This window comes from Methylocapsa sp. S129, from assembly GCF_009765995.1.
Classification (GTDB): Bacteria; Pseudomonadota; Alphaproteobacteria; order Rhizobiales; family Beijerinckiaceae; genus Roseiarcus.
Map to the genome: position 1 here is coordinate 1 of NZ_LMUI01000022.1, position 24,690 is coordinate 24,690.

23 protein-coding genes are annotated in these 24,690 nt (G+C 64.6%); 10 read left to right on the plus strand and 13 right to left on the minus strand.

The features are described from left to right. On the plus strand, positions 1-914 hold a 914-nt coding region (locus tag GSQ90_RS14420; protein WP_158815548.1), incomplete at its 5' end, for an IS5 family transposase. Between the two features lie 8 nt (positions 915-922). Next, positions 923-1,255: a hypothetical protein gene (locus GSQ90_RS14425; RefSeq protein WP_246731611.1), complete on the plus strand. Its 333-nt coding sequence runs from the start codon at positions 923-925 to the stop codon at positions 1,253-1,255. A 201-nt stretch (positions 1,256-1,456) separates the two neighbouring features. Here GSQ90_RS14425 and GSQ90_RS14430 read toward each other — a convergent pair whose 3' ends face one another. Together GSQ90_RS14430 and GSQ90_RS14435 are read right to left on the minus strand one after the other, a co-directional pair. Continuing rightward, on the minus strand, positions 1,457-1,984 hold the full coding sequence (locus tag GSQ90_RS14430) for an SRPBCC family protein (RefSeq protein WP_158815550.1): 528 nt from the start codon (positions 1,982-1,984) through the stop codon (positions 1,457-1,459). After that, complete coding sequence (locus GSQ90_RS14435; protein WP_158815551.1) at positions 1,962-2,327, minus strand: helix-turn-helix transcriptional regulator; 366 nt, start codon at positions 2,325-2,327, stop codon at positions 1,962-1,964. Before GSQ90_RS14435 ends, GSQ90_RS14430 begins: the two co-directional genes overlap by 23 nt. 258 nt (positions 2,328-2,585) lie before the next feature. Here GSQ90_RS14435 and GSQ90_RS14440 point away from each other — a divergent pair, with 258 nt between their 5' ends. The 5 genes from GSQ90_RS14440 to GSQ90_RS14460 all read left to right on the plus strand — a co-directional run bounded on the left by GSQ90_RS14440 (position 2,586) and on the right by GSQ90_RS14460 (position 8,301). Further along, positions 2,586-3,476 carry a fumarylacetoacetate hydrolase family protein gene (locus GSQ90_RS14440; RefSeq protein WP_158815552.1) on the plus strand — a complete coding sequence of 297 codons (891 nt, stop codon included), beginning with the start codon at positions 2,586-2,588 and terminating at the stop codon, positions 3,474-3,476. 48 nt (positions 3,477-3,524) lie between these two features. After that, a complete protein-coding gene (locus GSQ90_RS14445; protein ID WP_158815553.1) occupies positions 3,525-4,487 on the plus strand; it encodes a VOC family protein in 963 nt (320 codons plus the stop codon). After that, a complete protein-coding gene (locus GSQ90_RS14450; protein ID WP_158815554.1) occupies positions 4,484-6,124 on the plus strand; it encodes an FAD-dependent monooxygenase in 1,641 nt (546 codons plus the stop codon). Before GSQ90_RS14445 ends, GSQ90_RS14450 begins: the two co-directional genes overlap by 4 nt. A 51-nt stretch (positions 6,125-6,175) precedes the next feature. After that, positions 6,176-7,555 (plus strand): MFS transporter, encoded by a 1,380-nt coding sequence (locus GSQ90_RS14455; protein WP_158815555.1) that lies wholly within the window; start codon positions 6,176-6,178, stop codon positions 7,553-7,555. 80 nt (positions 7,556-7,635) lie between these two features. Further along, positions 7,636-8,301: a GntR family transcriptional regulator gene (locus tag GSQ90_RS14460; protein WP_158815556.1), complete on the plus strand. Its 666-nt coding sequence runs from the start codon at positions 7,636-7,638 to the stop codon at positions 8,299-8,301. Positions 8,302-8,385: 84 nt separating this feature from the next. Here GSQ90_RS14460 and GSQ90_RS14465 read toward each other — a convergent pair whose 3' ends face one another. Together GSQ90_RS14465 and GSQ90_RS14470 are read right to left on the minus strand one after the other, a co-directional pair. Next, a complete protein-coding gene (locus tag GSQ90_RS14465) occupies positions 8,386-9,240 on the minus strand; it encodes an alpha/beta hydrolase (protein ID WP_158815557.1) in 855 nt (284 codons plus the stop codon). Positions 9,241-9,451: 211 nt separating this feature from the next. Next, positions 9,452-9,721 carry a hypothetical protein gene (locus tag GSQ90_RS14470; protein ID WP_158815558.1) on the minus strand — a complete coding sequence of 90 codons (270 nt, stop codon included), beginning with the start codon at positions 9,719-9,721 and terminating at the stop codon, positions 9,452-9,454. Between the two features lie 181 nt (positions 9,722-9,902). Here GSQ90_RS14470 and GSQ90_RS14475 point away from each other — a divergent pair, with 181 nt between their 5' ends. Both GSQ90_RS14475 and GSQ90_RS14480 read left to right on the plus strand, forming a co-directional pair. Continuing rightward, positions 9,903-10,595, plus strand: coding sequence for an aspartate/glutamate racemase family protein (locus GSQ90_RS14475; protein WP_158815559.1), 693 nt, complete (start codon positions 9,903-9,905; stop codon positions 10,593-10,595). Between the two features lie 332 nt (positions 10,596-10,927). After that, entirely contained in the window at positions 10,928-11,419 is a 492-nt protein-coding gene (locus GSQ90_RS14480; protein WP_158815560.1) for a lysozyme inhibitor LprI family protein, read from the plus strand. Positions 11,420-11,478: 59 nt separating this feature from the next. Here GSQ90_RS14480 and GSQ90_RS14485 read toward each other — a convergent pair whose 3' ends face one another. The 6 genes from GSQ90_RS14485 to GSQ90_RS14510 all read right to left on the minus strand — a co-directional run bounded on the left by GSQ90_RS14485 (position 11,479) and on the right by GSQ90_RS14510 (position 18,849). Continuing rightward, entirely contained in the window at positions 11,479-11,982 is a 504-nt protein-coding gene (locus GSQ90_RS14485) for a hypothetical protein (RefSeq protein WP_158815561.1), read from the minus strand. A gap of 77 nt (positions 11,983-12,059) precedes the next feature. Beyond that, entirely contained in the window at positions 12,060-13,781 is a 1,722-nt protein-coding gene (locus tag GSQ90_RS14490; protein ID WP_158815562.1) for a VanW family protein, read from the minus strand. Between the two features lie 48 nt (positions 13,782-13,829). Beyond that, positions 13,830-14,654, minus strand: coding sequence for a DUF1194 domain-containing protein (locus tag GSQ90_RS14495; protein ID WP_158815563.1), 825 nt, complete (start codon positions 14,652-14,654; stop codon positions 13,830-13,832). 58 nt (positions 14,655-14,712) lie between these two features. Beyond that, entirely contained in the window at positions 14,713-16,251 is a 1,539-nt protein-coding gene (locus GSQ90_RS14500) for a hypothetical protein (protein WP_158815564.1), read from the minus strand. Beyond that, positions 16,235-17,371 (minus strand): glycosyltransferase family 4 protein, encoded by a 1,137-nt coding sequence (locus GSQ90_RS14505; protein ID WP_158815565.1) that lies wholly within the window; start codon positions 17,369-17,371, stop codon positions 16,235-16,237. Before GSQ90_RS14505 ends, GSQ90_RS14500 begins: the two co-directional genes overlap by 17 nt. Further along, positions 17,368-18,849, minus strand: a complete 1,482-nt coding sequence (locus tag GSQ90_RS14510) for a hypothetical protein (RefSeq protein WP_158815566.1) — start codon at positions 18,847-18,849, stop codon at positions 17,368-17,370. The genes GSQ90_RS14505 and GSQ90_RS14510 overlap by 4 nt, the downstream gene beginning before the upstream one ends. 218 nt (positions 18,850-19,067) lie before the next feature. On the opposite strand from GSQ90_RS14510, the gene GSQ90_RS14515 reads away from it, so the two are divergent. Continuing rightward, a complete protein-coding gene (locus tag GSQ90_RS14515) occupies positions 19,068-21,287 on the plus strand; it encodes a GumC family protein (RefSeq protein WP_158815567.1) in 2,220 nt (739 codons plus the stop codon). Here the strand turns inward: GSQ90_RS14515 and GSQ90_RS14520 are convergent. Genes GSQ90_RS14520 through GSQ90_RS14530 form a run of 3 tightly spaced genes read right to left on the minus strand, consistent with a single transcriptional unit; the run spans position 21,175 to position 24,442 of the window. Continuing rightward, positions 21,175-22,524: a lipopolysaccharide biosynthesis protein gene (locus GSQ90_RS14520; RefSeq protein WP_158815568.1), complete on the minus strand. Its 1,350-nt coding sequence runs from the start codon at positions 22,522-22,524 to the stop codon at positions 21,175-21,177. The genes GSQ90_RS14515 and GSQ90_RS14520 overlap by 113 nt on opposite strands. A 23-nt stretch (positions 22,525-22,547) precedes the next feature. Beyond that, positions 22,548-23,657 carry a glycoside hydrolase family 5 protein gene (locus tag GSQ90_RS14525; RefSeq protein WP_158815569.1) on the minus strand — a complete coding sequence of 370 codons (1,110 nt, stop codon included), beginning with the start codon at positions 23,655-23,657 and terminating at the stop codon, positions 22,548-22,550. Continuing rightward, positions 23,654-24,442, minus strand: a complete 789-nt coding sequence (locus GSQ90_RS14530) for a WecB/TagA/CpsF family glycosyltransferase (RefSeq protein WP_158815570.1) — start codon at positions 24,440-24,442, stop codon at positions 23,654-23,656. Before GSQ90_RS14530 ends, GSQ90_RS14525 begins: the two co-directional genes overlap by 4 nt. Between the last annotated feature and the right edge of the window lie 248 nt (positions 24,443-24,690).

Consider the following 24,690-nt stretch of genomic DNA (forward strand, 5'->3'; position numbering starts at 1 on the left):
GGCCTTCGATCCCGCTGGAGAAGCTGCTGCGGGCGATGCTGCTGCAAGCGTTCTACTCGATTCGCTCGGAGCGGAAGTTGATGGAGCGGCTGGAGTTTGCCCTTCTGTTCCGCTGGTTCGTCGGCATCGGCATCGATGACGCGGCGTGGGATCATTCGGTGTTTTCCAAGAATCGCGAGCGGTTGTTGGAAGGCGACATTGCCGCCAAGCTGTTGAGCGCAGTTATGAATCAGCCGCGCGTGAAGTGGCTTTTGAGCACGGATCACTTCTCGGTCGACGGCACGTTGGTTGAAGCCTGGGCTTCGGTGAAGAGCTTCAAGCCGAAGGAAGGCCAGGACGAGCCGCCCGCCGAAGGGGGCGGACGGAATCCGGAGACGGATTTTCACGGCCAGAAGCGTTCGAATGACACGCACGCCTCGACCACTGATCCCGAAGCGAGGCTCTATCGCAAAGGGCCGGACAAGGAAGCCAAGCTCTGCCTCATGGGACACGCCCTGATGGAGAACCGAAGCGGCCTGGTGGTGGACGCCTGTTTGACGCCCGCCGACGGACACGCCGAGCGCGTCGCGGCGCTGCACATGATCGAGCCGCGCGCGATCACGCTGGGCGCCGACAAAGCCTATGACGCGGAGGACTTCGTCAATGAACTGCGCTCGATGAAGGTGACGCCGCATGTGGCGCAGAATACGAGCGGGCGCTCGTCGTCGATTGACGGGCGCACCACGCGGCATGGCGGTTACGCCGTCAGCCAGCGCATTCGCAAGCGGATCGAAGAAGCCTTCGATTGGATCAAGACGGTCGCCGGGCAGGAACAGACCAAATATCGAGGATGCGATCGCGTCGGATGGGCCTTCACCCTCGCCGCCGCCTATAATCTGACGCGGCTGCCCAAGCTCATGGCGGCGCCGGCGTGAGCGCCCCCATGAAATGCCAGCTTGTCGGCCGCTGGCGGATTGTCGAAGCCGACATTTGGGATCGCGATCATCTCGACCTCTGTGGGCCGGCGATGATCACGATCACGGACCACGGCCGCGGCGAAATCGCCTTCGGCGCGCTTCAGGCCGGCCTCAACATCGAATACAGCCAGTCTTCGATCGGCTTCACCTGGGAAGGCTTCGAAGAAATGGACGAAGTCTCTGGCGACGGCTCCGCCGAACTGCTCGACGACGGCTCCATCGAGATCGAATTCGCCTATCACGACGGCGACGAAGCCGTCCTCAAAGCGAAACGAGAGACTTCTTCAACAGCCTGCTAGGCCCTTGGCTCGGAAGACGACCAACGCAAGCTCTCGGGTGTCCAGACCGTCCGGAGCAGCTTCGAGGGCCTCTGCGCAGTATCCGAATAGTTCGCCGCGTCGGAACAGCCGAGAGATTGATGCGGGCAACGGGAACTGCTGCGGCTCTCCGTTTGTCTGGAAAATTTCACGGTCGCGTTGATATGCGCGAGATCGACGACGTCATGACCGTCCCACGCTCGCGCCCAGGGTGACGAGAAGCGCGTCCAGTTGCGCGAACGTCTCGCTGAATCCACTTGTGGCCTGGGAGGCGACGGCGGCGTCGAGCGCTTCCTTCGAGGGATAGAGGTCGTGCATGACGACTACGGTCTCGGCCCCGCGTTCTTCGAACGTCACCGTGGTGACGGCCACGCCGTCGTCACCTTCGTCATTCGTCCAGACGATACGGGCGTTCGGCGTTACGTCGATGTATCTGCCGAAGAACGCCATAGTCTGCTCCGAGGACGGGTGGCCGAACTCCAAACGGTAGCTGCCCCCGACACGGACATCCATGTCGCAGGACAGCAGGGACGCGCCTGACGACTTCGGCGCCCACCAGCGCTTGAACAGCTCGGGCTTGGTCCAGGCCTCGAATACGAGGCGCGCCGGGGCGCTGAAGGTTCGCGTGACGACGAGCTCACGCTCGGACTTCCGGTCCACCGTCGTGCGGTTCTTGCCCGAGTTGGGATCACTCTCTCCTTTTGCGACCATCGACTTTTTCCTTCTGTTTCAGTTCCTCGACAACCTTGTCCAACTCGTCGAAGCGTGAGGCCCAGAGCTGGCGGTACTCCTCGATCCACGCCACCTCTTCCGCCAGTCGGCGCGGGCCGAGCTTGCAGGTCCTCACGCGCCCGACCTTCTCCGTGGCTACGAGCCCGGCCTGCTCTAAGACGCCGACGTGCTTCTTCATGCCCGTGAGGGTCATGTGGAACTTCCCCGCAAGCTCCGTGATCGAAGAATCTGCACGTCCGAGCTGCTCCAGAACGCCGCGTCGGGTGGCGTCCGAAAGCGCGGCGAAGGCGGCATCGAGGCGGGTTGTCGCATACTGAACCATGTGGTTCAGTATCTAGCGCATGGATTGGCGGCATGCAAGGGGAGGCCGAGCGCGCGCCGCGTCGCCGGCCGCCTTCACTCCCAAATCGACCTCATTTCGATGCAGATTCGATCGACTCGGCGATCCTCAGGCCCTCAGCAACAACTCGGGGCGCCCAACACAAATATCGATTTGTACTAAACATATCGATATTTGTTGACATTCCTCTTTTTCCCCATCAGTCTGCCGAAAGAAAAGCAGCATGACGGGAGGATCGGAATGAGGTTCGTCGCCTTTGAGCAGGATACGCATCGCGGCCTCGCCATCGAGCATGCCGGCGAAATCCGGGGCGTCGTTGCGAACCAAAGCGCTTATCCCGGCGACATCCTTGGTCTTCTGCAAGCGGGTCCGGCTGCGCTCACTGCGGCATGGCGGGTCCTATCGGACGCTCCTGCGCTCGACCCCGCGAAGATCGCGTTTCTGCCGCCCATCGGGAAGCCGAACAAGATCATTTGCGTCGGGCTGAATTATGCGGACCACGCCAGGGAAAGCTCCTTCGCGGCGCCCACCTATCCCACCCTTTTCTGTCGTTTCACGACGAGCCTGATCGGCCATGGCGCGCCCATGATCAGGCCGATCGCTTCCGATCAGCTCGATTTCGAGGGTGAGCTCGTCGCGATCATCGGAAAGAGCGGTCGCCACATCGCGCGCGAAGCGGCGCTCGACCATGTCGCCGGATATTCCGTATTCAACGACGGCTCCATCCGGGACTACCAGTTCAAGGCGCCGCAATGGACCGTCGGCAAAAACTTTGACGGCACAGGCGCATTCGGTCCGGCTTTCGTCACCGCCGACGAACTGCCGGCAGGCGCGCGCGGATTGCGGTTGCAGACGCGCCTCAACGATCAAATCATGCAGAACGCCAATACCGAGGATCTTATTTTCGACGTCGTCTCTTTGATCAGCATCATCAGCGAAGCGATCACGCTTGAGGTCGGCGATGTCATTGTGACGGGGACGCCGGCGGGGGTCGGCGCGGCGCGCACGCCCAAGCTGTTCATGGCGCCCGGCGACATTTGCGAGGTCGAGATCGAGGGCGTCGGTCTATTGCGCAATCGCATCGCGCAGGAACAGACGGCCAAGGCCGCTCCCGCAAGAGCGTTTGCATAAATAAGACTCGCGAATCTGGGTCGATGTGGGTCTAGGGAGGAATTCAATATGACAATCGGCGGAGGATTCCGTCCGGCTTCGCGACGATCCGGGCTTCTGGGCGTTCACTCGATCGGCGAGTTCGTGCTCTCGGTTCCCGATGTGAGCGACGCGGAAAAATTCTACGGCGCCTTTGGCTTCGACACGCGGGCGGCGAACAACCAACTGGCTCTCCATACGGCGGCCGATGGCTATCGTTGGGGCCGCGTCATCGGCGGCGGCCGTAAGGCGATGCACCATGTTTCATTCCATTGCTTTGAAGAGGACCTTGCGCGTTTCAAGACGCATCTCGAAGCCCATGGCGTGAAGGTCCTCGACCCGCCGCCCGGCTTCGACAGCAACGGTCTATGGTTTTACGATCATGACGGCATGCTTTTGGAGATCAAGGTCGGGGTGAAAACCTCGCCTAACGAAAAGGCTCCAATGGAGGCGCCGGCCCCCGCCACGCCGATTCGCACGGCGCCGAACCGCGGCGCCGTGCGCCGCACTCAGCCGCGCAGGCTCAGCCACATCGTTCGATTCACGCCCGATGTCGATCGGGCGGTCGCGTTCTATTCCCGGGTGCTCGGACTGCGGCTTTCCGATCGTTCCGCCGACGCGGTCGCCTTCATGCATGGCGTCCATGGCAGCGATCATCATTTGATGGCTTTTGGGAAGTCCGACGCGCCGGGCCTCCACCATCTGAGCTGGGATGTCCCGTCCATCGATTCGGTCGGCCTCGGAGCCATGCAGATGGCGGACAAAGGCTTTTCGCGCGGCTGGGGCCTTGGCCGGCACGTCCTCGGATCGAATTACTTCCATTACGTTCGCGATCCCTGGGGCAGTTATTGCGAATATTCCTGCGACATGGACATCATTCCGGCGGCGATCGACTGGCAGGGACTGGATCACGCGCCCGAGGATAGTTTCTATCTTTGGGGGCCCAATGTGCCCGAGGATTTCGGCGTCAATCATGAAGCGGCCGGCGCATGAACGGACCCGAAGAGGCCATACGCTTCGACTATGACGTGCTTGTCGTCGGGGCGGGGCCGGTGGGGCTTTCGCTAGCCGTCGAACTCGGTCTGCGCAATATTCGTGCGCTGGTCATCGAACAGAACGATCGCACCGGCTATCAACCGCGGGCGAAGACGACGAACGTCCGGTCGATGGAGCATATGCGCCGCTGGGGGATCGCCGAGGCGATCCGCAAGGCGGCGCCGCTGCCCGCGGACTATCCCTACAACATCGCCTTCAAGACAAGGTTATTTGGCGAGAAAATCGCCCTCATTGAAAACGCCTTCTATGGCGATCGGAACGTGCGGAACGCGCTGTTTTCGGAGCCGGCTCAATGGATACCGCAGTATAAAGTCGAGGAGGTTCTTCGTCAGCGCGCCGAGAGCCTGCCGAGCATCGAGCTGCGATTCGGTTGTCGATTTGAAACCCTGCGCGAAAGCGCGGACGACGTCACGGCGTCGATCGTCGATATCGCTAGCGGAAAAAGCGCCGAACTTCGGGTCCGTTACGTCGTAGGCGCCGACGGCGCGCGCAGCGCGGTTCGCCGTCTGATCGGCGCCGAAATGCAAGGCCGACATGCGATGGCGCAACATGTCGGACTGGTCATCCGCGCCCCCGAGCTTCGGGAAGCGATGGAGCGCGACCCGGCCATCATGTACTGGCTCGTCAATCGCGACACCGCCGCTATCGCAAGTCCGATGGACAAAGGCGATCTCTGGGCTTTTGGCTATTCCGTCGGCGCCGGCGATACAGTCGACGAAGCCGAATCCCAGCGCCGAATCGCCGCGGCGTTCGGACGTCCCGTCGTCGCGGAAATTCTGTCGACCGACTGTTGGTCCGCCCATAGCCTGATCGCCGACCATTATGGCGCAAGCCGCGTTTTTTTGATCGGCGATTCCTGCCATTTGCATCCCCCGTTCGGAGGCTACGGCATGAATCTGGGCATCGCCGACGCGGTCGATCTCGGCTGGAAGCTCGCGGCGACGCTGCATAGCTGGGGCGGCGAAAAGCTTCTCGCAAGCTATGAAATCGAGCGCCGCCCGGTGCATCGCCGGGTCATCGAGGAGGCGGCCGCGAATCATTCGGTGCTGCCCCAGCATCTGGTCACGAGCGACCTTGAAAGCGCCGGCCCCGACGGCGACGCGGCGCGACTCCGTCTTGGCGATAGAATCCATGGGGAGAAGAGTCGCGAATTCCACACCTTGGGCGTCGTGCTCGGCTATGCGTATTCGGGATCTCCGCTTGTCGTGCCGGACGCGAGCGTCCCGCCGCCGGAACATCACACAACCTACACGCCATCCGCTCATCCCGGCTGTCTCGCGCCGCATCTTTGGCTCGAAGACGGACGCTCTCTCTACGATCTGTTCGGCCCGGAATATACGCTGCTGGCGACACGCGCCGGCGCTGAAGATGACGCCGAGCGCCTGGCTGTCGCGGCGCATGCGCGCCGCATGCCGCTGAAAGTAGCGCGTCCCGAAGCGGATGGTCTCGCCGACCTCTACGGCGCTCGTTTTGCGCTGATCAGGCCGGATCAGCATGTCGCTTGGCGGGGCGATCGGCTGGAACGCGACGCCGGCGAAATCCTCGATATCGCCCGCGGCGCCAATTTGGGTTGAACGCCAAACAGCGCGTGCGACGAAAAAAGAATGAGGCAGGGAGCGAAGAACATGGACGCTAAAGACGTCGATCTCAATGCATTGATGGCGCAACGTCCGATGTCCGGGCTGCAGGTGAGAATCTGCCTTCTCTGCGCCCTTATCGCTGTTCTCGACGGCGTCGACACGCAGGCTATTGTCATCGCGGCGCCGTCGCTCGCGCAGAGCTTCGGCATGAAGGTGATCGCGTTCGGACCTGTGTTTTCGATCGCTTTGCTGGGCGGCGTCGTCGGCGCGGTGCTATGCGGCTCGCTCTCGGACGCATTGGGACGCAAGCGAATTCTTGTCGCGGCAACCGCTGTCTTCGCCCTCTTCACCTTTGCGACCGCCTTTGCGGATAGCTACGAGAGCCTCCTTGCGATTCGCTTTCTCGCCGGCTTGGGACTCGGCGGCGCCGTTCCTCGCTTCCTCGCCCTCTCCAGCGAATATACGCCGCCTGACCGCCGCGGAACGGTCGCAAGCCTTCTATGGGCGGGGTTTCCCCTCGGCGGGATGCTCGGCGGCTTCATGAATGCGTTTATCGTCGCCCATTTTGGCTGGCCCGCCATATTTTACGTCGGCGGATGTCTTCCTTTGATCGTCGCGGTCGCGCTGACGGTCGCGCTTCCCGAATCCGCAGCGTTTCTCGCCATGCGCGATAGCCGCTCGGACCGTCTGCGCATGATCGCTGAGCGCATCGCCGGCCGGACCTTTGAACCGGGCGCGCGCTTCTTCACGACCGAATCGAAAATGCCCGGAGCGCCTGTCGCGCTTCTGCTGAGGCAAGACAGAAGAGTCGCGACCCTCATCTTGTGGCTATCCTTTTTTGCCTCCTTCGGATTGCTCGGCCTCGTGGTCCTGTGGATACCGGCGATTTTGCAAGGCGCTGGGATAGCGGCGTCGGGAACGGCGACCGTGCTCGGTTTTCATGGTCTTGGCGCCTTGGTCGGCATGGGGGTCGCCGGGCGTGTCGTTGACAAATTCGGTGCGCGTCTGGCTCTCATCCCCGCCTTGATTGTCGCGGCGGTTTGCACATGGCTGCTGGGGAACGTGAGCTCGATCGTCGAAGCCTCGACCGTGATGGTCTTGATCGGAATCTTCCTTGGATTGGGCGCCTCTGGCCTGATTGCGCTGGCGTCTCAGATCTATCCCACCGCGATCCGTTCCACGGGATTGGGATGGGCGATGGGAATGGGCCGCCTCGGACAGGTCATCGGCCCGCTTGTCACCGGCCGCTTGATGCTTGGCGGCATGACGTCAGGCGAAGTAATGGAAATACTTGCGATCCTGCCGATTATTGTCGGGCTGGCCCTGTTAGGTCTGCGCGTGCGCGTGGGCGAGCCGACAGCGATGTCTGGGGCCACGGATGTCGCATTGACGCCCGTGGCTTCCGGCCAACCAAGGAGGGCCTGAGACTGACCGAGACAATTAAAACGGCGCGGCCCGCCAGGCGCCCGCAACAGAAGGGCGAATCGCGCAGCCTGACCGAGACCGTGACCGCGCAATTGCGTGGCGACATTCTTCGATGCCAGTTAGCGCCAGGCGCCCGCTTGCGAACGATGGCGCTGTGCAAGGAGTTTGGCGTCAGCCTCGCCGTCGTTCGTGAAGCGCTATCGAAGCTGACCGCCGAGGGGCTGGTGACGGCCGATCCGCAGCGCAGTTTCTGCGTGACGCCGGTCTCGATCGGCGAGCTCGAGGATCTGACCTGGATACGCATCCAATTGGATGGCCTTGCGCTTCGCGAAGCCATCGCGAGAGGCGATGTAGACTGGGAAACAAGCATTGTCGCGGCGTTTCATCGCTTGTCGCGAACGCCGCATTTTAGCGACGCGACGGCCAGAACAAAAAGCGAGGATTGGGCTCAAGCTCATGCGGCTTTCCATCTCGCGCTGATCAGTGCGTGCGGCAGCCCTTCGTTGTTGCAGCTACGCGAAGGCCTGTTTGCCCGCTCGGAGCGCTACCGACGGCTGTCCGGCTTGGTCGAAGGTCCCCGCCGGGATGTCGAGGGGGAACATCGTGCGATCATGGACGCGACATTGGGTCGCAACGCGCCTTTAGCGGTCGAGCTTTTGGACCGGCACCTCCAGTTGACCACCGATCTGGTGCGCGCAACATTTGGCGAACCCGACCTGCAAGTCGACCTGCCGCGCCCGCGGTGATTCGATCGCGCGAAGGCTTGGGAGCAGCTCTCGTCAGGGAAACGTTTGCTCACGCGCGTGAGCGCTCCGGTCTTCGCCGCTCGCTCAATGCGCCCGGAAAAACCGCACGACATCCTCCAGCACCGGCGCCCTGCCGCGGAAGGGCCGCGACAAAGCGAGCACCATTCCGGCGTGGTCCATGTCAGGGTAGGTCTTTTCCTCGACCTCGTCGCCGGCCGCGCGCAGCCGCGCGGCAAGGCCGGTCGTGTTGCGCGGATAGACGGTGGAATCATCCGCGCCGGTGGCCACGAAGATCGGCGGCGCCGAGCCGCGCACGAAATTGATCGGCTGCGTCGCCGCCAGGTTCTTCGCCTGGCCGAAGGCGGCTTTTGATTCGTCCACGTCGAGCGGCAGGAAGTCGTAGGGGCCGGACAGGCCGGCGGTGGCCCGCACAGCACGGGCGCCGAGCCCGGCCGCCGCGAGAAAATGCGCGTCCAGCGTCAGCATCATCGCATTATAGGCGCCCGCCGAATGGCCGAGCAGATAGAGGCGTTGCGGGTCGCCGCCAAACTCGGCGATATGGTCGTGGACCCAGCGCACAGCCTGCGCGCCATCCTCGACAAAGGCGGGAAAACGCACCGCGGGAACCAGCCGGTAATCGGGGATGATCGTGACGAAACCGCGCGACGCCAGCGCCTTGCCCACGAAGCTGTAGTCATCCTTCCTGCCGCTATCCCATCCCCCGCCATAGAAGAACACGACGACCGGCGCCCCGGGCAGGCCGCCCTCGGGGATATAGACGTCCAGACGCTGGCGCGCCTGTGCGCCATAGGCGATGTCGGCTTTGGCGAGCGACGCGCGGGGGTCAGTCGGCGTGAACGTATTGAACGTCGTCAGCGCGGAGCATCCATCGAGGCACACCGCCGTGAGGAAAAGCGCAAGCACTGCTCGGAGCCGCATCGACGATCGCCCAGCCTTTTGGCGGTTTGCGAGAGTTCGCGCGCCGAGTCGCCTTCAGGGCGAATCGCCAGCGCCAAGGGGTTACGCGCCTGGCGCACGGCAAGTTTCAAAACGCTCGCCGCGAAGGCGCACTCCCGGACATGACGAGAGGCGCTTTGCGCGCCTCTCGATCGAATCAGAAACTTGCTAACCCGTTAGCGTTTCGTGACTCTTATCGCGCGTGCCAACGCTCGGCGTCGCTCTGGGGGGCTCCATAGGTATTGACGATGTTGTCTTGCAGCGGCGCATAGACGCCGCCGTTGCGGCCCTCGTTGGTATAAGCGGCGCGTCCCTCCGGCATCGGAGCCGGAGCGGGCGTAGCATCGGGGTATTTGGGAGCGAGGATTTCATAAGGCGAGTAGAGCGGGCCGTTGGCGTAGACGCTGGAGACGCCGAGGGCGAGAATGAGTGCGGTTGATCCGGCTAGGATTATGGTGCGCATAATAACCTCCCGTGACTTGAGATCGGACAGCGGAGCATCGCTCCCTGTTCAAAGAACATATTGGAAGCGCAACGCCCGTTTGCAACCTTTTCATCGCTCACAAATCTGCGATTAGGTGTGAAAAATCGTGACCGGCGGCGCCGATGCAAATGTCCGCCGCGCTGCATAAGGGAGAACCATCATGCGCCAACATATCGGCATCGTCGGCTGCTCGGCCGAGGGCGCGGCGCTTTGTTACCGGACCATCTGCGTCGAGGGGCCGCGGTTTTTCGGCGCGCACGCCCATCCCGAAGTCTCGGTGCACACGCCTTCGTTCGCCGACTATGTGCAATGCCTCGAGCGCGGCGACTGGCGCGGCGTCGGCGAATTGATGCTCTCCTCCGCCGATAAGCTCGCCAAATCGGGCGCCGATTTCCTGATCTGCCCCGACAACACCATCCACCAGGCGCTCCCCTTCATCGAAGCGCGCCTGTCGCTGCCCTGGCTGCACATCGCCGAAGCGGTCGCCGCCGAGGCGCAAGCGCGCGGCTTTCGCCGCCTCGGCCTGACGGGCACGCGCTGGCTCGTCGACAGTGCGGTCTATCCGGAAAAGCTCGGCGCCCGGGGATTGGATTATCTGCGCCCGAACGACGAAGAGCGCGAAGAGATCAACCACATCATCATGGACGAACTGGTGCGCGGCATTTTCAAGCCCGAGGCGATCGCCTATTTCCAGCGCGTGATCGGCTGCATGAAGACCGAAGGCTGCGACGCCGTGATCCTCGGCTGCACGGAAATCCCCCTGATCATCGACGACGCCAATTCCCCGTTGCCGACGCTGGATTCAACGCGGCTGCTGGCGCGCGCGGCCTTGCGAAGGGCGGGGGAGGGGTAAAGTAGAAGAATGAATCGACCCATCGTCATTGCGAGCGGAGCGAAACAATCCAGGCGCCGTGACGGATGCTAGCTTATGCGCGACGTGCGCAACGAGAACGATTCACGATTGACTCGCTGTAACGCAAATCAGCAAGCGTTACGGCGCCTGGGTTGCTTCGCTCCGCTCGCAATGACGGCCAGCGCCGCTCAACTCAGGCCAAACACGAGCGCCGCTGTTGTGAGGATTGCGGAGGCTTTCGCCGGAACGGAAGGGACGAGAATGCGAGAGCCTGCTTATGGCACGCCGGACCGTAAGGAAGCGTGTACCATCTCGTCGTCAGGAGATATCGCTTGCAGTTCGCTGTCGTTCTTTTCAGCCTCGGCGCCCTCGCTTGCCTCGGCTCCGCGCCCGCTTGGGCCGAGACCGCCGATCCGCACGATGTGGCGGCGATCCAGGCGTGCCTGAAGACCAAGGAGGCGGCGAAGGCGCCGCTCGAAAGCTGCGTATCGACCGTAGCGCGCCCTTGTTTTGGCGGCGACGAAGACGCGGTCGCGTCCAACAAGGTCACCGGATGCCTCGACCGCGAACAATTGGCCTGGGACCAATTGCTCAACGAATCCTTCAAGCAATTGCACGACCGTCTCGACGAAGAGCAACAGACCAAGCTGCGCGACATGCAACGTTCCTGGATCGTCGCGCGCAAACAATCGTGCGAATTCTTCTACGATTATTTCCAGGGCTCGATGGCCAACTCGATGATCGCGTCCTGCATGAACCGCGAAACCGCGCGCCGCATGATCTTTCTCGATATTTTCGCCAGGGGCGCCGCGGCGAGCAAGTAATAAGCGTCGCGCGCGCGTTCGGCCTGGCGCCCATCATCGGTCGGCCTTGCGAGCGCCCTTTATTTCTCGCGCTTGACGGTGAAGACGCGGTTATTGAGGCCGAACAGCACCGTGTCGGGATCGATGAGGACGAACTCGACTTCCGAACAGCTCGCCGTCATGGCCCGCGCCATCTTCTGATTCATGCCGAGCGCGCGCGCGGCGACGACAGGGTCCGCGGGTTTGCCGGCGCCGTCGGCGTTCAGGCTTCCCTCAAACAGCCCGTCGGCGGCGGCATTGCGAAAGGCATAGGTCGGCCTGGCGCATCCCAGCGGCTCGGGCGCGTTGAAGACATGGGGGGCAATCGTCAGATGGCTGCCGATAAGGCGCTTGGCGTCGGCTTCGTCGGCGGCGTCTTTCAGGTCGCTCGCCCAGGGCGCGACGACAGCGCCCGCGATCGCCCAATGGCCCGCGAAGCGCTCCTGCGCGGCCGCGGGATTGGCGATTGCGCCGACGATCGCGCACGCCGCAACGATGGCGAGGCGCGACAGATGGGGACAGGGACGTGAGGGACAAGCGGACATGGTTAAGCCTCGAAAACGATGGGACGTCGATCGGAATTCGCGCTCCGGGCGCTGGCGGTCAAAGCCGTCACAGCCTGTCATTCGCAACACGCTTTGAGCGCTGCGCGCAGCGTGTCGACGTTCATCGCCGGCACGAGCGTCAGGCCGGCGCGTTCGCTGAGGCCGCAGGCGGGCGTCGCGATGACGGGGATGCCGGCGGCCAGCGCGGCGAGCAAGGCGCGCGGCTGATGTTCGACGATCGCCGGCAGGACAACCGCGGCGATCTCCTGCGGCCGTTCGCCCGGGGCGAGAATGCGCGCACGAAGTCCGGCCCAAAAATCCCAGGTCTCGACGGCCTGCCCGGCGATGACGAGATCGAGGTCGAGGTCGGCCATCGCCTCGCGCAAGGCATACGCCCCTTTGCGCGCCAGCGCGGAAGCGGGGAACAGCACAATCTTGCCGCCGCGGCGCGCCGCCATTGGCCGGGCGCGCGCCCAGTCAAGCAGAACGGTCTTGGCGGAAAAGCAGGCGGCGATATCGGGATGGGCGGTGTAAAGCGTCCGCGCCGCGCCCAGCGCCGCGCTTTCATCCGCGACAATTTGGCGCGGACTGCGAAAGTCCGCGAGGGTCGGGCTTTGCGGATAGCGCGATGCGGCGTTGTCAAGGCGCGCCTGTAGGACATCCATCGGCAGCCGCTGCATCAGCACGTCGAAGCTGCGTCCTTGCAAGACGCCAAGGCGCCATAGATGCGGCAACAGATTTTGCGCGACGACGACATGCGTGTCGAGATGCGAGAGCCGCGCCGCATAGGCGGCGGCCAGACGTGCGTCCGCTTCGAGCGCGCGCGCCTGCAGCGCGCCGCCTTGGCCGGCGTTGCGCAGCGCCAAGGAGCGGCGCAGCGTCGCCCATGTGGCGGCGTTCTCGCGCTCGCAGAGTCCCTTGGGCCAATCGTAACGCTTGCTTGCAAAACGCCGCGTCGGCAGCATTAGCGCGTCGGTGGATCGCGCGAGCCGCGCGAACAAAGCTGAAAATTCAGGGCTGCCCGCGTCGACCAGCCAGGCTGACGGGCCCCCGCTGTCGGGGGCGCGTTCCGGATCATTGCGCCGGCAAGCCGATTCGCCGCAACTCACGCAGTCATGTGCGTCCGCCGCCTCTGTGGGGTGGGGCGGCGCGGACGCGGCGCCGGCGCTGCCCGCCGCGGCGCGAAACGTCACGATGAGCGCATCGCTCGTCAGGCGTGCCTCGATGCGAAAGGCGCGCGTCGCGCGCAGGCGCAAATCGACATAATTCCAGAAGACCGTGGCGTCGCGGCCGAGCGCGGCGCGGGAGCCGGGGACGCGGCGGCTATGGGCGTGTCTTTCGACGATTTCAAAGCCCGCGCGCAGCGCCGCCTCATAGAGCGCGTTGGACAATTGGCAGAGGCCGCCGCCCGGGCTGGCGATCATGCAGCCCTCGCGCAATTCGCGCCCGGCGACAAAGCCGCGCGCCCGCGAGGGGCGGCCGACCTGCTTCCAGAAACTGAAGATCTCGCCAGCGGGAACCTCGATCCCGTCGATCCCGCGCAAAGCCAGGCGAAGATTATGCACCTTGCCGGCGGTCAGCGCGCGGTCCTTGGGCCCGGCGGCCGCCGTCCAGAGCGGCGAGCGCGCTTCCGCGATCGCCGGCGCCGCGATGAGATGCGCGCTCTGGCGGTGCGGGCGGGCGAAGGAGCGATCGGCGAGCGCCGTCGCCCAGCGCCGCAGCCGCAGGCCGGACGCCCGCGCCTGGAACAGCAGGGCGTCGGCGAGGCCGGGATAATGGGGCTGTGTCGCGGATATCATGAGCGGAAACCCGACGCTGGTGGCACTGACCTGGTGTATATCTAGGCTTTACGGTCCGCCGCTCAGCGCCCCTTGATCTGGAAGCGCGGCAAAGCGCCGGGCGCCGGAATCCTGACGCGCCGCCTTGCGGCGGTCCGCGCCCGGCATGGCGGCGACTTCGTTGACAAGCTTATGGATCATCGCCTCGCCAAAGCTATTGAAATCGTCGATCGGCAGCACGAAGGCGCCGGGGCCGCCGATCACATGGTCGCGGTAATATTGGGCGAGGCCGCCGGGCGGGTTGGTGTGGAGCGCGAGATAGCCGCCCTCCCCGGCGGCGCGCTGGTTGAAGATGGAAAGGCCGTTGATCGTCGCGCCGGCTTTCACCGCCGCGTCGCGCGCCTCCGTCACGGAACGGCCCTGGTTGCTGGTTCCATCGCCCGAAACGTCGATCACCAGGCGGTCGGCGGCAAAGCCGCTCTCCTCCATCAGGCCCGTTGCGAAATCGAGCGCCGATCCGATCGCGGTGCGCCCGACATAAGAGCGCGGCGCGGCGCGCAGCGCGTCGGCGAATTTGCGGGCGTCGGCCTCATCGCGAATGAGCGTCCAGTCGACCACCGTCTTCTGCTCGGCCTCTCCCGCCCATTCGACAAAGCTGACGGCGATGGCGCCATGCGCGCCGGAGCGAATCGCCTCCAGCAATCGCGCGCTTGTGATCGCCGCGGCATAGCCGCGCTGCTGCAGGCCGAATTCCTCGTCATTGATGCTGCGCGAGACATCGGCCGCCAGCACCAGCGCGACATCGACCGCTTGCGCCGCCCGCGCCGAAGGTCCGATCGCCGCGAGCGCCAGCATTGTGGCGGCGAAGATCGTGCAGACATGCAGAAAGCGCATCGGAATCTCCGAGGCTGTGGAATGGCGCCTTCCATTTAGGGATGGGCCGCGGCCTTTGCTACGCCGAAACCCCAGCCGGCGCGGATTCCCGCGGCTCAAGACGTTTCGCCACGAGCCCCCGCATCAGCCGCAGTTTCGGATTGATCGCAACGCCGTCGATGACTTCCAGCGAGCCGGCCCGGTTCAGCGTATGCAGACGTCCGCCCGGCCATAGCGGCCCCGAACCGATGGGCGGCCCGAGCGTTTGCGCGAACCCTTCGGGATCGAGGCGGTCGATCCGCGCGAGGCGCAGCGCGCGGCCATAGCCATGCGTGCAATCCTGCACCGGACGCCATAGCGCGCCCTCTTTCCTGACGATGGCGCCGGCGGGGCGCGCGGCGCCGGCGTCGATCAGGGCGGAGTTCGCGGCATGAGCGCGCCAGGGCCCGGCGATCTTGGACGCGACATGGATCGCCAGCGTGTCGGAATAGCCGCCAAGATCCTCGCGCACCGCCGACATCATGTAGAACAGGCCGTCGTGTTGGAGGATCGTCGCATCGGCCGCCTCGATCCCCTCCAGCAGAGCGGCGCTTCGCTCCCATCGCTTAGGGAATTCGACGCAGCGGTAGAGCGTCGCCTGTCCCGATTTCGAACTTTCCGGGACCATCCAGAGCTGCCCCTCCGCCTCGATCAGGAAGGGATAGGACATGTGCCAGGGCTCTTCGAGGACTGGAAAGACCGCGCCGATTGGGCCGTCGGGGCCGAATTCGACAGCCGAAATGATTCCCTTGCCGACGTGGTGGTCGAGGTCTTCGAAGAATAGATAGCTTCGCCCGTCGCGTGTGATCGGGAACGGATCGGCGTAGAACCGGTGGCCGGGATCGGCCAGCACGTTCCACCTCGGCCCGCCGAGATGGCCAAGCTCCATCACGCCTGGTCCGTCATGGACGCGCCAGCCGACCCGCCAATGCGGCGCGTAACAGCACAGGTGATAGATGCGCCGCACGAGTTGCCCGATCTGGCCTTTGAGGCCATATCGCGCGAGATCGCGCGCGGATGCGGCATGCGTTTGGACTTGCGTGCGCGGCAGGGATTTCTCCGGCGCGCGGATCGCCTGTTCGATCAGAATCATCACGCGGGAATAGACCGCCTCCATGCCGCCGGTCAGGCCGTCGGCCGCTTCGAGCGAGGGCGTTCCCGCGCAGAGGATGTGTCCGGTCGCGACGTTCTCGATCGCGATCTCAGGCGCACGGCCGCCGATCAGCGCGCCGATCATCGCGGCGTCGGCGGGCGCGCCGTCGTAGAGCGGCCGCAAGGTCAAGGCGGCGCCTGCGCCTGATGTCGCCCGGCCCGAAAGATCGAGCGCGATGTCGGGCGCGCCGGCGGGAGGCGCGCCAAATTCTCGGGGCGATAGCCCATCGCAAAGCGTCTCACGCGAGCGCCGCAGGATCATCCGCTCGATCGCGAGCAAGGCGGCGACCGCGCCGGGCAGGGGCGGCGCGCCCTCGACCGCGTGCAGCGCGACGCTGGCGCCTGGGAACCGGCGCGCCAGCCTGTCGCGCAACAGCCGATGGAAACGCCGGCCGCCGGCGTGGTCGACATCAAGGACGAGACGCATCGCCGCTCCCGATCAACTTGCCGATCAGCTCGGCATAGGCGCCAGTCATCGCGCTTAAGGGATAGCGTCCTTTAAGCCGCCGCCCGACTGCGCCAAGCTTTGCGGCAAGCGCGGGATCGTCGAGCACAAGGTTGACCGCGTTGCCGAACGCCGCATGATCGCGCGCATCGGCGAAGATAGCGCAGGGCTCGCCCTCCACGCTCAGGACGTCCTTGAGGACGGGGAGTTCGTTGGCGACGACGGGAAGCCCGGTTTGCGCGGCCTCGACCGGCGCCAGCCCGAAACTTTCGGCGGCGCTGGGAAAGACAAAACAATCGAGCGCCGCCAGAAACAGGCCGATCCTTTCGGGCGCCAATTCGCCGAGGAAATGCACGCGCGCGCTGACGCCGGCCTCGCGCGCGGCGGCCTCAAGGCGCGGCCGGTCGGCGCCCTGACCGGCCAAGGCGAGGTGAGCCTTGTCGATCGCGGGAAGAATCGCGATCGCGACATCGAGCTGCTTGGAGGGATGCAGGCGCGCCGCGCAACCCAAAAGCGGGACATCGAGCGGCAATCCGAGCTGCGCCCGCGCCTCGGCCTTGCCGATCGTCTGCGTCTTGTCCTCAAAGCCATGGTCGATATGAACGATTCGCTGACGATAGGAGGCGGGATAGTCCTTGAACATGTCGGCGGTGACGTCGGAATTGACGACGATCCTGTCATAGGCGCCCAGGCGTCCCAGCCATTTATCGGCGCCGACCAGCCATGGCGCCAGCAAGGCGCCGGCCGTCACCTGATTGGCGACGACGCGCCGCGCGCCCGCCAGTCGCGCGACCGGCGCCGCGATGACATTGCCGTAGTGCTGGAAAGTCACGACCACATCAGGCCGCATGCGCCGCAGGCGCGTATAAAGCTGGAAGAGAAAGCGCAGGAAGGCGAGCGGCCCGCTTGGCCGCTCATCGGCGCAAAATTCGACTTGAGCGCTGGCGTCGAAAGAGCCCGTGCGATGAAAGAAAAACAATTGCCTGACGTCGAAGCCGCGCGCGGTAAAGTCGGCGGCGAGCAGGCGCGAAATCTCTTGCGCGCCGGCGTTCTCGGCCTGCGTCTGCACGAGCGCGATGCGGGGAGCCGATGCGTCGCTCACGTCATCGCCGCCAGTGAGTTCGGGGCCGGGCTGCGTTTCGCGTCCTGGATGAGCGAGACGACGCGCCGGTCCACCGCGCCGAATGTCAGGCCGGCGAAGGCGAGGATGAGCCCCAGCGCGAGAGGCGCGAACCAGGCTTCTTCCTGAAACAGGCCATTGACGAGCATGGTCGCGATCAGCACCGTCGTTAGCGCCAACGCGGGCGCGTGCAAGTTCCTGAACAATCGCCAGGCGGTCCTCGCCAGCCACAGATAGATCGCAATGACGGCGATGCCGGCGACGCCCATCTGATAGAGCAGCACGCCGGCCGCGCTTTCGACCGCGATGTCGGTCGCGCCTTCATGCTGATATTTGCTCCAGTCGATTCCGGCGAAATTGGTTGAGAGATTGCCGCCCGCGCCAAGCGTATGGCCGGCCGGATTGCCCAGGAATCCCCTGATTCCGCCGATCAGTCCGAGCACGTGGAAGTCGCCGATCTGCAAGCCGGTGTAAAAGATGAAAGCCGCGTAGAGCACCAGAACGACCGCCAGCCCGATCGGCATCAGGATTCCTTGGTAGAAGCGACTGACCAGGCAATAGGCCAGAGCGAGAAGCAGCAAGGCGAGCGCGCCCTTGGCGCCCACCACCAGCAGAAGCGGTATGGCGGCCAGCGGCAGCAAGAACCTGCCATGAACGGCGACGAAGGCGCTGAAAATGGCGAGCGCATAGCCAAAGCTGATCGGGTGGAAGTTCGGCCCCTGCAGGCGGACCACCCTGATGTGCAGATCGCCCAGAAGGCTGCTGTTGAGGAGACCCGTAGTCAGGAAATCGATCGTGTCGCCCACGACAATGCCGGTGGCGCGCGCGTCCCTGTCGAAGTCGGCGCCCTGGCGCATGGCGGCGGAGGCGAGGCCCCAATAGGTCCAGCCATTGGTGAAATCGAGCCAGGTTCGGATCGCCAGAAGTTCGACATAACCGCAGGCGACCATCAACGCCAACAAAAGCACGGCCGTCTGCCGCATCGCCAGTTCGTGTCTTGAAGCGACGAGCAGGCAGATCTGAAACAGCAGCACCGGCAGCCCGATATTGCGCATGTAAATCGTCGAGCCGCGAAAGTCGAGCGGCAGTCCCAGCAGGAAGAATATTCCCGCCAGCCCGAGAATGCATGAGGTCGCCAATATCATGCGCAGGACGAAGGGCGAGACCCGATCCCAACCGAGAACGAGGCGCGCCATCATCGTCAACCAAAATCCGACCGTCGTAATGAAATTATAGGCTTTGGCCGCGTCGAGATCGGAAAATTGCTCGGCATAGGGCGAGGCCATCGCGACGAACATCGTTTGAAACAAAAGCGAGACAAGCACGACGATCGGAACAGCGCGTTCACAATAGATGACAATGAAGCACGCGGTCGTCAGGCAAAAGGCGATCGCCAGGGGTTGACCGACCTGATGCAGCAGGACGGGCGCGCCGGTGATCACGAAAGCGAGAGTCGCCAAAAAAAATAGATCCAGCAAGCGTCGCACGGGCGCCTCTTGCTGTTGCGTGCGACCGTTCATTCGCGCCCCAAACCGGTCATGGAGAATCCGCCCGCTTGCGGCCCGCGCGGCCGGGCCTCCGGCAGCATTAGTAACTAATACTTAACGCTTCGTGTATCTTCTGCTTGACAGGCTTCGACGTTGCTGAGGCTGCGGGATCCCGCTGGACTTTTGCCCCGATGAACCTGTTCGAAAAAACGCCGACGCGTCCCGGGGCGGTCTCCGCCATTCCGGCGGCGCCGGCGTTCGACCTATGGGGCGAGTCCGCGGACGCCCCTCAAGCGAGAAGGCTCGATCTGCGCGTTCTTCTGTCGGTCGTGCGGCGCAACCCGATCTGGATCGTCTCGGTCGCGTGCGTCGTCGCCCTTCTCTGCGTGATCGCCATCAAGCTGATTTTCAACCAATATTCAGCGACCGCCACCATTCTGTTTGATCCGCGCAAGGCCGAGGTCACGGGGACGCAGGAAGTCCTGCCCGATATCGGGCCTGATTCCATCGCCATCGAAAGCCTGGTGCAGGTCGCCAAATCGGACGCCTTCCTCACCACGCTCGTCGAGCGCGAGGGATTGTCCAATGATCCTGAATTCATCGGCAGCGCCGCCACCCCCGCGGACCAGAAGGCGGCGGCGCTCGAAAAATTGAAAGACCGGTTGGCGATCGCGCGGCGCGGCGCGACCTATGTGGTGGATGTGTCGATCAAAACCAGCGACGCGCAAAAGAGCGCCCGCATCGCCAACGCCGCGGCCAATATGGTCGTCGACAGCGAAAGCGATTTGCGGGCGGGTTCGAACCAGCGGGCCGTGGATTTCATCACCGGCAAGCTGACCCAATTGCGCGAGCGCGTCAGCGCCGAAGACGCCCAAATCTCCAAGTTGAAGACCGATCTGAAAATCACCGACGCCGGCCAGGGCGACGTGCTGCAGGAACGGCGGATCATCGAACTGAACCAGCAATATGTGCTGGCGAGCGCCCATAGCGAGGCGACCCGCGCGGTCGTCGATCAATTGCGCGAGGCGAATCTGGCCGATGCTGTGCTGCCGCCGGCGATCCAGTCGCTGGTCCTGAACAGCCTTCGACAGGATTATGCGCGCCTGACCCGCGAGGCGGCCGACCGCCAGACGGTGCTTGGCGCCCGGCATCCTGAAGTGATCGCCGCCAATGCGCAGCTCAGCGACATCCGCCGCCAGATCGCCGCCGAGAAAGATCGCCTGATCGCTTCGGCCAAGGCTGATTATCTCGAAGCGCGCAAGCGCGAGTCCCTGCTGGCGGACGCTTTGCATAAGGCGCAGGCCGACAGCGGTTCGACCGATCAGCAAGCCGTGCAGCTTCGCGATCTCGAGCGCACCGAGAAATCCGATCAGGCGGTGTACGAGCAATTGCTCAACCGCCAAAAGGAGCTCAGCGAAATCAGGGGCTTGACGAGCGGCGACGTTCGCATCGTCTCCCCCGCGCTGACGCCGACGCGAACGACAATGCCGAAATTGCCGCTGGTTCTGGGGGCTTCCGGCCTGATCGGGCTCTTTGCCGGTCTCGCAAGCGCTCTCCTGCGCGAGGCGATGCAACGACCGTCGACGACCCCCGCGCAAATCCAGCGCCTGCTGGGCGTCGAAGTGAGTGCGACATTGCCCGTCTTCTCGCCCGCGCCGCCGCTTGACGGGCGCCTCGCCAAGGGCGAGGCCGCGCGACTGTTTGCGCAGCTCTGCTCTTCCGCGGGCATGCGAGACGCCGGGCGCGGCGGGACTGTCTTTGTGACGTCGGCGCGCGCGGGCGAAGGCAAGTCGACGGTGGCGGGCAATGTCGCGGCGTCTCTGGCGAGCGGCGGATCGAAAGTGCTGCTCATGCAATTGGCCGATCGTGAGGCCGGCCAGCCGCGTCGGCGCCCCGGCCTCATCGATGTCGCCGCCGAACAATGCCCCCTCGAAGACGCCGTGCTTTGGTATGACGAGGACGCGCCTAGCATTCTACCTCTGGGCGGAGCGGGCGGCGCCGAGATCGACGCCTTGCTTTCGGGCGCTCCGCTGCGGCGTGTGATCCATCGTTGCCGCCGGCGCTACGATACGCTCGTCATCGACGGGCCATCCATCCTGGAGGCGCCGGCTGCGCGCGCGCTGGCGGGTCTCGCCGACGCCATCCTCATGGTCGCCGCATGGGACAAGGCCGATGCGGCTTTGCTCGCCAACGCGATGGAAGGCTTCGATTTGCGCAAGACCAGCCTTGTTTTCAACAAGGCTGGTCTCAAGGGCGACGCGCCGGCAGCGCCAAACCCTCCGTTCGACCCACCCGTGCTCAAGGACGCGGAGCGAGTTGCGCGCGAGCGGCATGCGTCAGCATTCGCAAACCCGGCAGGATCGACAAGACGGACGAGTCGACGCCGCGGCGCTTTCGGCAGAGCAGACTGACCCCGATCGCGACGGGCGCATTGACGATCGCCCAGCCAAACGCGGCCCCGCTGGCGCCGTAGCGCGGCGCGAGATAGAGCATCAGCAGGACGCGCAGCATCAGCGAAAGAATCGCAATCCGCGACCAGAGCCTTTCGCCGCCGGTCACCATCAGGATGCCAGACGCAGGTCCGCTCAGCGTGACGATGAAACTCGCCGACGCCAACACCACCAGCGGGACATAGCCGGCCACATAGGACGGCCCGAATATCGAAAGAATCGGTGAGGCCGCGATGACCAGCAGGATGAAGAGCGGCGTGACCAGGACGAAGACGACGGTCATGACCGAGCGCAACACATGCTGCAGCCCTTCTATTTCGCCGGCAAAATGCAGCGTGCTGACCTGGGTGACGGTATAAGTGTTCAGGCCCGATGAGATCATCGCGAAAATATTGGCGATGCGCGCCGCGATGAAATAGGTCGCCGCCGCCGCGGGCGCGACGAGGAAGCCGAGCAGGATGACTTCCGCATATTGCCCCATGGCTTCGACGCTCGCCGACAGGCACATGCTGCGCGCGCGCGCGAACCATTCTTTTCTCGCGAATTGGCGGCGCGCGGCGGCGACCTCGGCGGGAAATTTCCTGAATGTCGCGACCGTCTGAATCGCGATTGACAGGCACATGCCCGCGGCGGCGGCGGCGAAGAAAGTCGTCAGCGTCAGATCGCCATGCAGATGAAGCGCGACCACCAGCAGCAGAACCAGCCGCCACGTCAGCTCGCGGTTGAACTCCGATACGCGAAAACCATGGATCGTCCGGCACGAATGAGAGGAATAGTGGAGCATCGACTGCGCCGCCAGAAAGGCGATCGCGGCGCCGAGTGCGGGCAGCGGCAAGGGCGCGCTCATGAATTGGTCGCCGACGATCAACGCGATGCAGGCGATGACCGTCGCCGCCGCGCTTGTCGTCCAGCCGAAGCGATAGGCCCCCGCCATCAGGCCGAACTGGCCGCCGCTCCCATATTCGGCCCAGGAGCGCACGATCAGGTTTTCCTGACCGAAAACCGCCGCCACGGCGAGACAGGAGAGCACATTGAACCATACTGCGATATCGCCGAACGCGCCCGCCGACATGGTCCGCGCGGCGAGCGTAAAGACGACGATCATCAGGACGGCGCCGCCGCCCTTGATCGCCAAAGCCAGAACCGCGCCCGCCATCGCCTGATGGCTGGCGACAAAGCTCTGCAGCTTCGCCAACATGGATCGTATTTTGTTTGTAAATCTCATGTCGGCAGCAGCGCATCGATCAAGGGGCGATCGGGTTGGCCCGCTTCGTCGAGCAATCCGAATCCCTGATTATAGTCCCAATGCGCCCAACCGAATTGATGGGCCTGCGCCGTCTCGCGCACGCTTTTCAGCCATTCCAGCCGCGCGGCGCGCGCCGCCTTGAACCGCAGCACGCCAAATTCATTGAGGATGACCGGCGCGTCATGCGTCCGGCTCCAATCGGCGAGCGGCGCGAATTGGGCGGCGATCGTCTCCTTCGTCCAGGGCTGATCCAGCGCGCGATCGATCGAGGCGGCAAGATCGGCCTCGCCGCGCGCGCGCAGCCCTTCGAGCAGGCGCGCCATCGCAGGGTCGGCGCGCGAGGTCGGAAACGGCACGCCTTCGAGACGCGAGAGCGGATCGGCGGCGTTCCAGGTCAGCCCCTGATGGGTGAACGCCATCGGATCGTAATAATGAAAGGCGTAGACGATGTTCTTGTCGTCGAGCGGCCGCCAGGCGGCCAAAGCTTCGACGCGCTGATAGGGCGCCGGCCCGGCGATGAAAGTGGTCGCGGGCAGATCGGCGCGCAGATCGGCGGCGAGGCGCTCCGCCTGGGCGCGCCAGATCGCATCCGTGGTTTGCGGCTCGTTGAGCAGTTCGGCGAAGACGCGGGTCGCGGGCAGGCGCCTGATCGGCCTGGCGAGATGGCGCCATCCCTCCGTCAGCGCGGCCAGCGCGGCGTCCGGATCGGCGCGATGCAAATGGCCAAAATCGTCGCCGGGATGCATGTCGGCGCTGACCGCGAAATCGAGGCCAAGCAGCAGGTCCATCGCGCGATTGAAATCGTCGATCGCCGCGCGGATCGTCGCGGGATTCGAAAAACGCGACATCAACGCCTCGCCGCGCACCGGTAGCCGGACATGCGTCATGCCGCGCACGCGCAGCCATTTCAATGTCGTGCGATCCGGCCGCTGCGACGGCCGCGCGGGAACCTGATCGGGCAGGTTGAAGCCGCGCGCGAGGACGGCGGCGCGCGCGTCGAGCGTGCTGGCGCCGGCCAGGCGCGGCGCCAGCGCCGCGGCGCCGATCAGCGCGAGAACCGTGCGCCGCCCGAGAGGCGCGTTCATCTCAGGCCCCTGAGCATCAGGAACAGGGCGTGCGGATTGGTCAAGGCGTAGCGCAGGAACAGCCGCCCCGGCTCGCGCGCCATCCGGTAGAGCCATTCCAGCCCGCGCTTTTGCATCCAGAGCGGCGCACGCGGTTTGACAAGCGAAAGAAAGTCGAACAGCCCGCCCGACGTTTTGACGATGCCGACGCCGCGCAAGGCGTTGAGGTTGCGCATGCAGAATTGCTGTTCGAGCGGCACGCCGAGCGAAAGCCAAAGCACGTCGGGCTTCAGGCGGACGATCTCCTGTACGAGCGCCGCTTCCTCGGCGCGCGAGAAATAGCCGTTGCGGCGTCCGACGATGCGCAGTGCGGGATAAGCGGCGAGCGAGGCCTCGACCGCCTTTCGATTGACCTCTTCGCTGCCGCCCAGCATGTAGAATGTGACGCCCGCCTTGGCCGCCAGCCGCGCCACGACCGGGAAAAGATCGGTCGTCGCGACGCGCTCGGGCAATGGATTGGCGCAGAGATAGCGCGACAGAAACACCAGCGGCTGGCCGTCGGCGTTCACCGAGTCGGCGCTCAGGAACATTGCGGCGAGCTTTCGGTCGCGCGCGCAGAGGGAAATGACCTGCCCATTGACCGAGGTCGAATAGATCGGCCGCGCCGCGTCGGCGCGCGCCGCGCTTAGGCAATAGTCGATAAAGGCCTGCGCCGTCTCCTGGATGTCGACCGCGTCGATCGGCAAGGGGCCGACATGGACGACGGGTCGCCATTCCTGTCGCGGCGCCGTGGCTGCCAATTGCATTGATCCGCTCCAATCTCGCCCACAGGCGTGAAGCAAAGCGCAAAGCGCGTGCCTCCCGAATTGGGACGCGATCGCATGGAGCGAACGAGGCGTCCGCGCGAGCCTTTCGAGACCTCGGCAATCCCGCCGCGACGCCGCCGGCGCTTGATTTTTCGGCCTTTGCCGCCGACCCGCGGCGGGCGCGGCCGGGCGCTCCCTGCGCGCGCCGTCCCGATCGCCGCGCGTCGGCACGTGGCTTGCGCTGATAA

Bases quoted from the DNA above. Each gene is read 5' to 3' on its own strand.
- GSQ90_RS14435 (WP_158815551.1), bottom strand. From the start codon at position 2,327: ATGGTTCAGTATGCGACAACCCGCCTCGATGCCGCCTTCGCCGCGCTT.
- GSQ90_RS14520 (WP_158815568.1), bottom strand. From the start codon at position 22,524: ATGTTGGCGAAGCTGCAGAGCTTTGTCGCCAGCCATCAGGCGATGGCG.
- GSQ90_RS14425 (WP_246731611.1), top strand. From the start codon at position 923: ATGAAATGCCAGCTTGTCGGCCGCTGGCGGATTGTCGAAGCCGACATT.
- GSQ90_RS14450 (WP_158815554.1), top strand. From the start codon at position 4,484: ATGAACGGACCCGAAGAGGCCATACGCTTCGACTATGACGTGCTTGTC.
- GSQ90_RS14515 (WP_158815567.1), top strand. From the start codon at position 19,068: ATGAACCTGTTCGAAAAAACGCCGACGCGTCCCGGGGCGGTCTCCGCC.
- GSQ90_RS14465 (WP_158815557.1), bottom strand. From the start codon at position 9,240: ATGCGGCTCCGAGCAGTGCTTGCGCTTTTCCTCACGGCGGTGTGCCTC.
- GSQ90_RS14470 (WP_158815558.1), bottom strand. From the start codon at position 9,721: ATGCGCACCATAATCCTAGCCGGATCAACCGCACTCATTCTCGCCCTC.
- GSQ90_RS14440 (WP_158815552.1), top strand. From the start codon at position 2,586: ATGAGGTTCGTCGCCTTTGAGCAGGATACGCATCGCGGCCTCGCCATC.
- GSQ90_RS14475 (WP_158815559.1), top strand. From the start codon at position 9,903: ATGCGCCAACATATCGGCATCGTCGGCTGCTCGGCCGAGGGCGCGGCG.
- GSQ90_RS14525 (WP_158815569.1), bottom strand. From the start codon at position 23,657: ATGAACGCGCCTCTCGGGCGGCGCACGGTTCTCGCGCTGATCGGCGCC.
- GSQ90_RS14455 (WP_158815555.1), top strand. From the start codon at position 6,176: ATGGACGCTAAAGACGTCGATCTCAATGCATTGATGGCGCAACGTCCG.
- GSQ90_RS14430 (WP_158815550.1), bottom strand. From the start codon at position 1,984: ATGGTCGCAAAAGGAGAGAGTGATCCCAACTCGGGCAAGAACCGCACG.
- GSQ90_RS14495 (WP_158815563.1), bottom strand. From the start codon at position 14,654: ATGCGCTTTCTGCATGTCTGCACGATCTTCGCCGCCACAATGCTGGCG.
- GSQ90_RS14530 (WP_158815570.1), bottom strand. From the start codon at position 24,442: ATGCAATTGGCAGCCACGGCGCCGCGACAGGAATGGCGACCCGTCGTC.
- GSQ90_RS14500 (WP_158815564.1), bottom strand. From the start codon at position 16,251: ATGCGTCTCGTCCTTGATGTCGACCACGCCGGCGGCCGGCGTTTCCAT.
- GSQ90_RS14445 (WP_158815553.1), top strand. From the start codon at position 3,525: ATGACAATCGGCGGAGGATTCCGTCCGGCTTCGCGACGATCCGGGCTT.
- GSQ90_RS14485 (WP_158815561.1), bottom strand. From the start codon at position 11,982: ATGTCCGCTTGTCCCTCACGTCCCTGTCCCCATCTGTCGCGCCTCGCC.
- GSQ90_RS14490 (WP_158815562.1), bottom strand. From the start codon at position 13,781: ATGATATCCGCGACACAGCCCCATTATCCCGGCCTCGCCGACGCCCTG.